This window comes from Streptomyces sp. MB09-01 (assembly GCF_033794505.1).
GTDB lineage: Bacteria > Actinomycetota > Actinomycetes > Streptomycetales > Streptomycetaceae > Streptomyces.
This window is the reverse complement of record NZ_JARAYQ010000098.1, coordinates 16,956-28,235: the sequence shown is the minus strand read 5'-3', so window position 1 is coordinate 28,235 and position 11,280 is coordinate 16,956. Positions and strand designations below refer to the sequence as shown.

11 protein-coding genes and 1 pseudogene are annotated in these 11,280 nt (G+C 72.2%); 4 read left to right on the top strand and 8 right to left on the bottom strand.

Annotated elements, in window-relative coordinates:
• From PV721_RS21115 to rimP, 8 genes and pseudogenes are all read right to left on the bottom strand, one after another.
• Positions 1-812 (bottom strand): annotated as a pseudogene (locus tag PV721_RS21115) (serine protease); the annotation flags it as partial.
• Positions 813-1,037: 225 nt separating this feature from the next.
• Entirely contained in the window at positions 1,038-1,946 is a 909-nt protein-coding gene (gene truB / locus PV721_RS21110) for a tRNA pseudouridine(55) synthase TruB (protein ID WP_319726740.1), read from the bottom strand.
• Positions 1,943-2,404 carry a 30S ribosome-binding factor RbfA gene (gene rbfA, locus PV721_RS21105; RefSeq protein WP_030708679.1) on the bottom strand — a complete coding sequence of 154 codons (462 nt, stop codon included), beginning with the start codon at positions 2,402-2,404 and terminating at the stop codon, positions 1,943-1,945. The genes truB and rbfA overlap by 4 nt, the downstream gene beginning before the upstream one ends.
• 28 nt (positions 2,405-2,432) lie before the next feature.
• On the bottom strand, positions 2,433-2,726 hold the full coding sequence (locus PV721_RS21100) for a DUF503 domain-containing protein (RefSeq protein WP_030030358.1): 294 nt from the start codon (positions 2,724-2,726) through the stop codon (positions 2,433-2,435).
• 185 nt (positions 2,727-2,911) lie between these two features.
• Positions 2,912-6,037, bottom strand: a complete 3,126-nt coding sequence (gene infB / locus PV721_RS21095) for a translation initiation factor IF-2 (protein WP_319726736.1) — start codon at positions 6,035-6,037, stop codon at positions 2,912-2,914.
• A 148-nt stretch (positions 6,038-6,185) separates the two neighbouring features.
• Positions 6,186-6,473, bottom strand: a complete 288-nt coding sequence (locus PV721_RS21090) for a YlxR family protein (RefSeq protein WP_319726735.1) — start codon at positions 6,471-6,473, stop codon at positions 6,186-6,188.
• A gap of 169 nt (positions 6,474-6,642) precedes the next feature.
• Positions 6,643-7,653: a transcription termination factor NusA gene (nusA, locus tag PV721_RS21085; protein ID WP_189745712.1), complete on the bottom strand. Its 1,011-nt coding sequence runs from the start codon at positions 7,651-7,653 to the stop codon at positions 6,643-6,645.
• 2 nt (positions 7,654-7,655) lie between these two features.
• Entirely contained in the window at positions 7,656-8,168 is a 513-nt protein-coding gene (gene rimP / locus PV721_RS21080) for a ribosome maturation factor RimP (protein ID WP_319726730.1), read from the bottom strand.
• Positions 8,169-8,282: 114 nt separating this feature from the next.
• On the opposite strand from rimP, the gene PV721_RS21075 reads away from it, so the two are divergent.
• Genes PV721_RS21075 through PV721_RS21060 form a run of 4 tightly spaced genes read left to right on the top strand, consistent with a single transcriptional unit; the run spans position 8,283 to position 11,240 of the window.
• A complete protein-coding gene (locus PV721_RS21075; protein ID WP_319726728.1) occupies positions 8,283-8,867 on the top strand; it encodes a hypothetical protein in 585 nt (194 codons plus the stop codon).
• A complete protein-coding gene (locus tag PV721_RS21070; protein ID WP_319726725.1) occupies positions 8,864-9,331 on the top strand; it encodes a ferritin-like domain-containing protein in 468 nt (155 codons plus the stop codon). The genes PV721_RS21075 and PV721_RS21070 overlap by 4 nt, the downstream gene beginning before the upstream one ends.
• Before the next feature lie 16 nt (positions 9,332-9,347).
• Positions 9,348-10,250 carry an aminoglycoside phosphotransferase family protein gene (locus tag PV721_RS21065; RefSeq protein ID WP_319726723.1) on the top strand — a complete coding sequence of 301 codons (903 nt, stop codon included), beginning with the start codon at positions 9,348-9,350 and terminating at the stop codon, positions 10,248-10,250.
• 42 nt (positions 10,251-10,292) lie between these two features.
• Positions 10,293-11,240 (top strand): slipin family protein, encoded by a 948-nt coding sequence (locus PV721_RS21060; RefSeq protein ID WP_319726719.1) that lies wholly within the window; start codon positions 10,293-10,295, stop codon positions 11,238-11,240.
• Positions 11,241-11,280 lie beyond the last annotated feature (40 nt).

The window sequence follows — 11,280 nt, the reverse complement described above, 5'->3', positions numbered from 1 at the left end:
GTCGGGGCGGGGCGGGGGCCGTGGGCGCGGCGTACGGCCAGGGCCGCGAGGGTGGTGGTTCGGCCCGTGCCGGGTTCTCCGACCAGGCCCAGGACCGGGCGGTCGCCCTCCGTGAAGGCCGCCAGTTCGGCCGTGGCAGCTGACCGTTCCACCGGCTCGGAGGCGTCGGAGGGGAAGGCCGTGCCCAGGGTGGTCGCGGTGAGTTCCAGGGCTCCGGCGAGGTTCAGGTCGGGGCCGTGGCCCGGCACGGTGGCGGCGTTGCGCTCCAGCAGGGCGGCCAGGGGGCCGCCCGGGTCGGCGGCGGCAGCGGTGCGCAGGGCCACCGCGAAGGGTGCCGAGCGGTGTTCCGCCTGCAGAGCGGTGCCCAGGACCGCGAGCACCGCTCCGGTTCGGGCGTCGAGCACCGGGCCCCCGCAGGCCTCCCCGCCCAGCAGCAGGGCGTCCCGGCCGTCCGTGCCGATCGCCAGCTCCACCGCCGGGTACGTGACCTGCGCGCCCCCCAGGACCCGCGCCTGGCGCCAGCCCCGCGCGGGCAGCCGTACGTAGGTCCCCGGTTCGATCACCTCGCGCATCGCGACCGGCAGCGGCCTCATGCCGAGTCCGTCGGACCGTACGAGCGCCAGTGCCAGCCCCGGCAGTGCGGTGACGTCCGCCGCCTCGGCCGGCCAGGTCCGCCCGGGGCCGTGCAGGACCATCCGGGTCAGGCCCTCGACGGCCTCGTGGCTGGTGACCACGGTTCCGCGGTCGTCGGCGACGAATCCGCTGCCGCGCACCCGCCCGGCGGGATCGCAGATCTTGACGAGCTCCGCCATGGCCGCACCACTCCCCCGCAACTCCCCGTGTTCACGACGGTAGGCAGGTGAAGATCAGCTCGGAAAGCACGCGAGGCGAACGCGCCCCCTTACGCTCCCTCCATTCACTCCGAGCGCCTGCTCGGACGGGTGAATAAGGGCGTCCGGATGGATAGAGACCTACCCGAGGGGGGTCGTGGAGCGGTGAGCAGCAGTGCATGTGCGCTCACCGCTCCACGTCAACGATCAGACGAAGACCGCGAGGGACTTCGCCTTCCCGTTCTTGCTCTCGACGAGGCCGAGCAGCTGGCCCTGCGGCCCGAAGACCGCGACCGTACGGCCGGCCTCGTACTCCTCCGGCATGTCGATCCGCACGCCGTTGGCGAGCAGCGAGGCCCGCCGGGCGTCCAGGTCCCAGCGCGGGAAGGCCGCGGCGGCCGCCTCGCCGATGGGCATGACGGTCAGCTCCTCCTGGAGCTGGTCCAGGGTCCGCGCCCGGTCGAGCTTGTACGGGCCCACCCGGGTGCGCCGCAGCGCGGTCAGGTGCCCGCCGACGCCGAGGTCCGCGCCCAGGTCGCGGGCGAGGGCGCGGATGTACGTACCGCTGGAGCAGACGACGGAGACGACGAGGTCGACGACCTTGGTGCCGTCCTCGGCCTCCGCCTCCCGCATGTCGTACACCTGGAAGGAGGAGACGGTCACCGGCCGGGCCGGGATCTCGAAGTCCTCGCCGTCCCGTGCGCGCTTGTAGGAGCGCACTCCCTTGATCTTGATGGCGCTGACCTTGGACGGGACCTGCATGATCTCGCCGGACAGCTTGGCGACGCCCGCGTCCACGGCGTCCCGGGTGACCCCGGTGGCGTCCGTAGAGGAGGTGATCTCGCCTTCGGCGTCGTCCGTCAGGGTGTTCTGGCCCAGCCGGATCGTGCCGAGGTACTCCTTCTCCGTGAGCGCGAGGTGGCCGAGGAGCTTGGTGGCCTTCTCGACGCCCAGGACCAGCACGCCCGTCGCCATCGGGTCGAGCGTGCCGGCGTGGCCGACGCGGCGGGTCCTGGCGATCCCGCGCATCTTGGCGACCACGTCGTGCGAAGTGAAGCCGGACGGCTTGTCGACGATGACAAGGCCGTCCGGCGTCTTCCCTGCGTTGGTGCTCATTCCGCGGCTGCGTCCTCGTCGGAGTCGTCGGCGTCCTCGCCCGGCTTCTTGTACGGGTCGGCGTCGCCGGCGTACTGGGCGCCGGAGGAGACCTCGCGCACCTGGGCGTCGGAGGTGCGCGCCTTCTCGAGGAGGTCCTCGATGGTCTTGGCGTTCTCCGGGAGGGCGTCCGCGACGAAGGTCAGGGTGGGCGTGAACTTGGTTCCCGCCGCCCGGCCGACCGCGGAGCGCAGGACGCCCTTCGCGCTCTCCAGGCCCGCTGCCGCGCTGGCCCGGTCCTCGTCGTCACCGTAGACCGTGTAGAAGACCGTGGCCTCCCGCAGGTCGCCGGTGACCCTGGTGTCCGTGATGGTCACGTGCGTACCGAGGCGGGGGTCCTTGACACCGCGCTGCAGCTTCTCCGCCACCACCTCCCGGATGAGGTCCGCCAGCTTCTTCGCCCGCGCATTGTCGGCCACTGGTCCGTCTCCTTCTTATGTCTTGCTATCAGTCTTCATCACCGTGGAAGCGCCGTCGTACGGACAGCAGCTCCACTTCCGGACGTGCCGCGACCAGCCGCTCGCAGCGGTCCAGTACATCCGAGAGGAACCCCGCGTCCCCGCTCACCAGAGCGACCCCTATACGGGCCCTGCGGTGCAGGTCCTGGTCGCCCACTTCAGCCGCGCTCACGGAGAACTTTCGTTGGAGCTCGGCGACGATGGGCCGGACGACGGAGCGTTTCTCCTTCAGCGAGTGGACGTCGCCGAGGAGCAGGTCGAAGGACAGAGTCCCCACGTACATGCAGTTCCGGATATCCCGCCGGTGCGGGTTCGGTGGCCTGCCGGGCCGTCGCCCGGCAGGATCACCCGGTGCTCGCGCGGCCGGGTCACCAGAACCGTACACGCAACGGCCGGGGCCGATCGACGGATATTCCGCCGACCGGCCCCGGTGTTACGAGTTACGACACGGTGCGAACCGCCTCGCGCTTACGCGCGGGGCTTCTCGCGCATCTCGTACGTCGCGATGACGTCGTCGATCTTGATGTCGTTGTAGCTGCCGAGGTTGATACCGCCCTCGAAGCCTTCGCGAATCTCGGTGACGTCGTCCTTGAAGCGGCGCAGACCGGAGATGGTGAGGTTCTCGGCGATGACCTTGCCATCGCGCAGGAGCCGCGCCTTGGTGTTGCGCTTGACCTCGCCGGACCGGATGAGGACACCGGCGATGTTGCCCAGCTTGGACGAGCGGAAGATCTCGCGGACCTCCGCCGTACCGAGCTCGACCTCTTCGTACTCCGGCTTGAGGAGACCCTTCAGGGCCGCCTCGATCTCCTCGATGGCCTGGTAGATCACCGAGTAGTAGCGAACGTCGACGCCCTCGCGGTCCGCCATCTGCGCGGCACGGCCGGCCGCACGGACGTTGTAACCGATGACGATGGCGTCGGAGCCCATCGCCAGCGAGATGTCGGACTCGGTGACCGCACCCACACCGCGGTGCAGGACCCGGATGTCGACCTCTTCACCGACGTCGAGCTGGAGCAGCGAGGACTCGAGAGCCTCGACCGCACCGGACGCGTCGCCCTTGATGATGAGGTTGAGTTCCTGGACCAGACCGGCCTTGAGCACGGAGTCGAGGTCCTCGAGGGACACGCGACGGACGCGCTTGGCGAAGTTGGCGTTGCGCTCACGCGCAGCACGCTTCTCGGCGATCTGACGGGCCGTACGGTCCTCGTCGACGACGAGGAAGTTGTCGCCGGCGCCGGGGACGTTGGTGAGACCCAGGACCAGGACGGGGGTCGACGGACCCGCTTCCTCGACGTTGTTGCCCTTGTCGTCGAGCATGGCGCGCACTCGGCCGTAGGCGTCGCCCACGACCATCGTGTCGCCGACGCGGAGGGTACCGCGCTGGACGAGGACGGTGGCGACGGCACCGCGGCCGCGGTCGAGGTGGGACTCGATCGCAATACCCTGAGCGTCCTGCTCCGGGTTGGCGCGGAGGTCGAGCGAGGCGTCGGCGGTGAGGACGACGGCCTCGAGCAGGGAGTCGATGTGCAGACCCTGCTTGGCGGAGATGTCGACGAACATCGTGTCGCCGCCGTACTCCTCGGCGACCAGACCGAACTCGGTGAGCTGACCGCGCACCTTGACCGGGTCGGCACCCTCGACGTCGATCTTGTTGACCGCGACGACGATCGGGACGCCGGCGGCCTTGGCGTGGTTGAGCGCCTCGATCGTCTGCGGCATGACGCCGTCGTTGGCCGCGACCACGAGGATCGCGATGTCGGTCGACTTGGCACCACGGGCACGCATGGCGGTGAACGCCTCGTGACCCGGGGTGTCGATGAAGGTGATGCGACGCTCTTCGTCGTTCACCTCGGTGGAGACCTGGTACGCACCGATGTGCTGCGTGATGCCGCCGGCCTCGCCCGCAACGACGTTCGTCTTGCGGATGGCGTCGAGCAGTCGGGTCTTACCGTGGTCGACGTGACCCATGACGGTCACGACCGGCGGACGCGGCATGAGGTATTCCTCGCCGCCCTCGTCCTCGCCGAACTCGATGTCGAAGCCCTCGAGGAGCTCGCGGTCCTCTTCCTCCGGGCTGACGATCTGAACGACGTAGTTCATCTCGCCGGCCAGCATCTCGAGCGTCTCGTCGGAGACGGACTGCGTGGCAGTGACCATCTCGCCGAGGTTCATCATCACGGCGACGAGCGACGCCGGGTTGGCGTTGATCTTCTCCGCGAAGTCGGTGAGGGAGGCACCGCGCGACAGGCGAACGGTCTCGCCCTGGCCGCGAGGCAGCATCACGCCGCCGACGGACGGGGCCTGCATGGCCTCGTACTCCTGGCGCCTCTGACGCTTGGACTTGCGACCACGACGGGCCGGACCACCGGGACGGCCGAAGGCGCCCTGCGTGCCACCACGGGCACCGGGACCACCGGGACGACCGCCGAAGCCGGGACGACCGCCGCCACCGGCACCGGCCGGACCGCCGCCGAAGCCGCCGCCACCCGGACGCGGGCCGCCGAAGCCGCCACCGCCGCCGGGACGCGAGCCCGGACCGGCCGGACGGCCGGCGAAGCCGCCGCCCGCGGGACGACCGGCGCCACCGGGACGCGGACCGCCCGCACCGGGACCACGGCCACCGGGGCCGCCACCGGGACGGGGACCGGGACCACCGGCAGCGGGACGCTGCGGCATCATGCCCGGGTTCGGACGGTTACCACCGGGGGCACCACCCGGACGCGGGGCGCCGGCCTGCGGGCGCGGCATGCCGCCCGGGGTCGGACGGGCGCCGCCGGGACCCTGCGGACGCGGAGCGCCGCCGGGGCCGCCCTGCGGGCGGGGAGCACCCTGGCCGCCACCGGCGCCGGGGGCACCGGGACGGGGAGCGCCGGCCGGACGGGGCGCCTGCGGGCGCGCCATGCCGGTGGAGCCACCAGAGGTGAAGGGGTTGTTGCCCGGACGGGGACCGGCCGGACGGGCGCCCTGGGGACGCGGGGCCTGCGCGCCCTGGGGGCGCGGGGCCTGGCCACCGGGAGCGGCACCGGCCGGGCGCGGGGCGCCGGGACGGGCGCCGGCCTGGCCGCCCTGACCCTGAGCCGGCCGCTGCTGCGCCGGACGGGGACCCGGGGCCGCGGCGGCGGGACGCTCGGTGCGCGCCGGGGCGGCCGGAGCCGCCGGAGGCGCGGAGAACTCGGTCGCCACGGGAGCCGCCGGAGCGGGCTTCGGGGCGGCCGGAGCCTTCGGGCCGGGACGCGGGCCGGAGGCGGCCGGAGTCACCGGTGCGGGCGCTGCGGCGGCCGGAGCCTCCGCGACGACCGGCTTGGGGGCCGGTGCGCCGGGCTTCGGCGCAGCGGGACGTGCAACGGCACCCGGGGTCGGGGCCCCGGGCTTGGCGGGTGCGGCCTTGCGGGGCGCACCCGGCTTCGCAGCGGACTTGCCGGCGTTGCCGCCGGGGCCCTGCAGTGCGTCGGTCAACTTGCGTACAACCGGCGCCTCGATCGTCGAGGACGCCGAACGGACGAACTCACCGAGTTCCTGGAGCTTGGCCATGACGACCTTGCTCTCAACTCCGAACTCCTTGGCGAGTTCGTATACCCGGACCTTAGCCACTTCGCTCCTTTTAGGTCCGGGTTACGCCGGACCGTTGCTACTTCATGGGCGTACTCATCGCGTACTCATCGAGTGCTCATCGCAATCTCGACCTACTTCCAACTCGCGAGGTACCTGACCGCACGGGGTATCCGTGCCGTTCTACGTCTTACGGTGTGGCCCCGGCCTCAGCGACCACGGTTTTGCGCAGTTCCGCCGTGTCGAGCGCTCCGGCGGACCGAAGGGCCCGGGGGAACGCTCGGCGGCGGACCGCCTGGTCGAGGCAGACCACGGCGGGGTGCACGTAGGCACCCCGGCCGGGCAGCGTACCGCGAGGATCGGGGACGCATTCGTCCTCGATCGCCACGATCCGCAGCAGATCGCTCTTGGCCGCTCGCTCCCGACACCCCACACAGGTGCGTTCGGGGCATGCGCGGGCTTGCGTCCGGCCAGACACGCCTAAGTCTACCTCCCCGCACCGACCTCTCCCCCGACAAGTGGCGGGCGAAAAATCGAACGGCTGTTGTGTTGTCTTGATCCGCTGCCTGCGCAGCGGCCCTGCGGCACCGCCTCGGCGGCAGCCGCAAGCACTGTCTACCGTCCGGGTAGCCCCGGCCGGTACCGGTTTATTCCCCGCCCCGGTCCCGGTCCGCGTCCGGGGACGCCTCGGTGTCGGGACGGATGTCGATGCGCCAGCCGGTGAGCCGCGCGGCGAGGCGGGCGTTCTGGCCCTCCTTGCCGATGGCCAGCGACAGCTGGTAGTCGGGCACGGTCACCCGGGCGGAACGGGAGTCCCAGTCGACGACCTCGACCTTGCTCACCCGGGCGGGTGACAGCGCGTTCGCGACCATCTCCGCCGGGTCGTCCGACCAGTCGACGATGTCGATCTTCTCGCCGTGCAGCTCGGCCATGACATTGCGCACGCGGCTGCCCATCGGGCCGATGCAGGCGCCCTTGGGGTTCAGGCCCGAGCGGGTGGACCGCACGGCGATCTTGGTGCGGTGACCGGCCTCACGCGCGATGGCCGAGATCTCGACGCTGCCGTCGGCGATCTCCGGGACCTCCAGCGAGAAGAGCTTCTTCACCAGGTTGGGGTGGGTGCGGGAGAGGGTCACGGACGGGCCGCGGACACCCTTCGCCACCCGCACGACGTACGCCTTCAGGCGCAGACCGTGCGTGTACTCCTCACCGGGGACCTGCTCCTGCACCGGCAGGATGGCCTCCAGCTTGCCGATGTCGACGAGGACGTTCTTCGGGTCCTTGCCCTGCTGGACCACGCCGGTGATGACGTCGCCCTCACGGCCGGCGAACTCGCCGAAGGTCAGGTCGTCCTCGGCGTCGCGCAGACGCTGCAGGATCACCTGCTTGGCGGTCGTCGCGGCGATCCGGCCGAAGTCCGACGGGGTGTCGTCGAACTCCTTGGGCTCCTGGCCCTCTTCGAGATCCCTCGGGTCTTCCGTCGCCCACACGACCACGTGACCGTTGGTGCGGTCCAGCACGACGCGTGCGCGGCGGAAGCTCCCCTCGGTCCGGTGGTACGCGATGAGGAGGGCCGACTCGATCGCCTCGACGAGCAGGTCGAAGGAGATCTCCTTCTCCCGGACCAGACCCCGCAGGGCACTCATGTCGATGTCCACGGCTACGCCTCCTCTTCCTTCTTGTCCTTGCGGTTGAACTCGATCTCGACACGCGCCTTGGCGATGTCGGTGAAAGCAATGCGGCGGGCGGTCGCCTTGCGGCCCTTCACGCCCGGTACTTCGAGGTCCATGCCCTCGTCGTCGACGTCGAGGATGCGGGCGACCAGTTCCCCGGCAGCCTTGTCACCCTCGGCGGACAGCTGGAACTTCACGAGGCGGCCGATGGCCCGTACGTAGTGACGGTGCTCGGTCAGCGGGCGGTCGGCGCCCGGCGAGCTCACTTCGAGGACGTACTCGTCCTCACCCATCACATCGGTTTCGTCGAGCTTGTCGGAGACCTCGCGACTCAGCTCCGCACACGCGTCCAGCTCCACGCCCTCGTCGGAGTCCACGATGATCCGCAGCATCCGGCGCTTGCCCGCCCGCGACATCTCGATCTCTTCGAGGTCCAGGCCCTTGGCGGCGACGAGCGGCTCCAGCAGTCCGCGCAGCCTGTCGCTCTGGGTGGTGCTCATCCGGGTGACTCCTCGGCCGCGTGTGCTGTTGTGATTTCCGTCGTGTGTCAGGTCAAAGGGTATCCGGTGTCGGAGGGTGTTGCCGTCCGCCCTGTGGACGGGGCCCCGGGTACCGTGATCACACCCTGCCCCGCCATCACCACCGAGGACGTCGCCGTGCCCTGGACTCTGCCTTCGAGACCCTCGCGCCGGAGCCTGCTCGCCGGAGCCGCCGGCGCGGCCGGAGCCGCGCTGCTGACGGGGTGCTCCGACGACCGCCCGGCCGGCGGCGAACCCAGGATTCCACTCGAACGGCGGATGCGGGAGACGGCCGTTCGTGACAGTGCGCGCCTGCTGGAACGTTACGACGCCACCGCTGCCGCCCATCCGGCCCTGGCCGCGCGGCTGGCGCCGCTGCGGGCCGCCGTCGCCGCGCACTCCGCGGCCCTGGCCCTGACCCCGGCGGGCTCGCCGTCGCCCTCCGCATCCCCCTCTGCCGGTACGGGGGCCGCCGCGCCCGCGGCGACCGGCGAGCCGGTCCCCCCGAAGCCCGCCGAGGCCCTGACCGCCCTCGCGGACGCCGAGCGGAGCCTGTCGGAGGCCCGCACCATCGATCTGGCCGGGGCCCCGGGGGAACTCGCCCGGATGCTGGCCTCGGTGGCCGCCTGCGGCGCCGTCCACGCGTACCTGCTGACCTCGACCCCCGGAGCCACGTCGTGAAGCCCGAACCCCCCGCCGCCGGCCGGGCCCTGGAGGCCGCCCAGGCCGCGCTCGCCGCAGAGCACGCGGCCGCCTACGGCTACGGGGTGATCGGCGCACGCAGCACCGGCGCCCGCGCGACCGAGGCCCGCGAGGCGTACGGGGCCCACCTCGCGCGCCGCGACGCCCTCACCCGGACCGTACGGGAACTGGGCGGTGCGCCCCGGCCCTCGGAGGCGGCGTACGCCCTGCCGTTCGAGGTGCGCACCCAGGCCGACGCCGAGCGGCTGGCCACGGTGGTCGAGGACCGCGTGGCGGGCGCGTACTCCGATCTGGTGCGTGCGGCGGAGGGTCCGCTGCGCCGCGAGGCGGCCGACGCGCTGAGCGCCGCGGCCGTGCGCGCGGCACGCTGGCGCGGTGTCGGCGTAGCCTTCCCTGGGCTCGCGGAACGCGCTGACGAGGCGCAACGGGCCCAGCACGGCTGAAAGGGACCACGCACGCATGGCTTTCGAACCGCCGCAGCGGCTAGTACGGGCGCTCGGCGAGCTGCCGGAAACGGCGCAGGACGAGGACTGGCTGGGGCAGTTGCCGCGCCTCGCCGAGGCCGCGCTGGCCCGGCGCGGGGTGCGCGCGCAGCGCGTGCAGGCCCCGGGCGGCCGCAGCAGCCTGGTGGTCCTCGTCACGTACGCGGACGGGACCCCGGCCGCGCTGAAGCTGGCGCCGCCGCACGCCCGGCCGGACCGGGAACTGGCCGCGCTGGCGCACTGGGGCGGTTTCGGGGCCGTACGGATCCTCGACACCCGGCATCACGAGGACGACGGGGCACTGCTGCTGGAGCGGCTGCACCCGGAGGTGTCGCTGCGGTCGCTGCCGGAGGCGAAGGCGCTGCTGGAGGCCAGCGGCACCCTGCGCAGGCTGTGGGTGGCCCCGCCGGCCGGGCACGGCTGGGAGACGGTGGCGGAGCGCACCGGGCAGCAGTCGGCGGCGCTGGGGGCGGCACCCGCGGAGGTCCGGGCCCTGGCCGACACGGTGCTGGCGATGCGTGAGGAACTGGTCGCGGCCCCGCCGGAGGAGCTGCTGCTGCACGGCAACTTCCGGCAGGGCAAGGTCCTCGCGGGCGAGCGGGCGCCGTGGCTGACGGTGGGCCCGGACCCGCTGGTCGGCGAGCGGGCCTACGACCTGGCGCGGCTGGTCCGGGACCGGCTGGAGGACCAGGTGGCCTCCTCGGCGGGGGCGGCGGGAGCCCGGCGGCGGGTGAACAAGCTGGCCGACGCCCTGGAGGTGGACCGGGACCGGCTGCGGGGCTGGACCCTGTTCCGGGCGGTGGAGTCGGGGAACCGGGCTCTGGCCGCCGGACGGCGCCGGGACGCGGAGCTGCTGCTGGAGTTCGCGGCCTGGCTGTAGGGCATACCGTAGGTAGGAAGGTGCGTCCGGCAGGGGGCCGTCATGGTCGAAGAACTGCTGACAGCGGTGATCGCCGCGGGTGTGGGCGTCATGGTCTACGTGGGCGCCGCGGCCCGGGTGGTGAAGCAGTACGAGCGGGGCCTGGTGTTCCGCTTCGGCAGGCTGCGCGAGGAGATACGGCCGCCCGGCTTCGCGATGGTCGTTCCGGTGATCGACCGGCTCCACAAGGTGAACATGCAGATCGTGACGCTGCCGGTGCCCGCGCAGGAGGGCATCACCCGCGACAACGTCACCGTGCGGGTGGACGCGGTCGTGTACTTCAAGGTCGTCGACCCGGCGAACGCGATCGTGGCGGTGGAGGACTACCGGTTCGCGGTCTCGCAGATGGCACAGACCTCGCTCAGGTCGATCATCGGAAAGTCGGACCTGGACGATCTGCTGTCCAACCGGGAGATGCTGAACCAGGGCCTGGAGCTGATGATCGACAGCCCGGCGGTGGGCTGGGGCGTGCAGATCGACCGGGTCGAGATCAAGGACGTCTCCCTGCCGGAGACGATGAAGCGGTCGATGGCCCGGCAGGCGGAGGCGGACCGTGAGCGCCGCGCGCGTGTGATCAACGCGGATGCGGAGCTGCAGGCCTCGCACAAGCTGGCCCAGGCCGCAGAGGTGATGTCGGAGCAGCCGGCGGCGCTGCAGCTGCGGCTGCTGCAGACGGTCGTTGCCGTCGCCGCCGAGAAGAACTCGACGCTGGTCCTGCCGTTTCCGGTGGAGCTGCTGCGCTTCCTGGAACGCGCGGCCCCTTCGCCTCCGGCGGCGGCCGCGCCCCGAGAACCGGCCCCGGCCGGCCCGGCTTCCGAAGGCCCCGGGCCGGCCGAGGTCGCCGACGCGCTCGACGAAGCCCTCGCTCCGGACGCGCTCGGCGGGCCGGCGGACGGCCTGATGCTGGACGCGCCACCGCCGGAGCACGAGCCTGACGGGCCGCGCGGCTAGCCGCTGCGCGGAGCCTTGTCCCCGCCCCGCCCTTTCTCCG

Excerpts from the sequence above, each read along its gene's own strand:
- PV721_RS21060 (WP_319726719.1), top strand. The coding sequence starts at position 10,293 with ATGGTCGAAGAACTGCTGACAGCGGTGATCGCCGCGGGTGTGGGCGTC.
- PV721_RS21065 (WP_319726723.1), top strand. The coding sequence starts at position 9,348 with ATGGCTTTCGAACCGCCGCAGCGGCTAGTACGGGCGCTCGGCGAGCTG.
- rimP (WP_319726730.1), bottom strand. The coding sequence starts at position 8,168 with ATGAGCACCACCCAGAGCGACAGGCTGCGCGGACTGCTGGAGCCGCTC.
- PV721_RS21100 (WP_030030358.1), bottom strand. The coding sequence starts at position 2,726 with ATGTACGTGGGGACTCTGTCCTTCGACCTGCTCCTCGGCGACGTCCAC.
- truB (WP_319726740.1), bottom strand. The coding sequence starts at position 1,946 with ATGAGCACCAACGCAGGGAAGACGCCGGACGGCCTTGTCATCGTCGAC.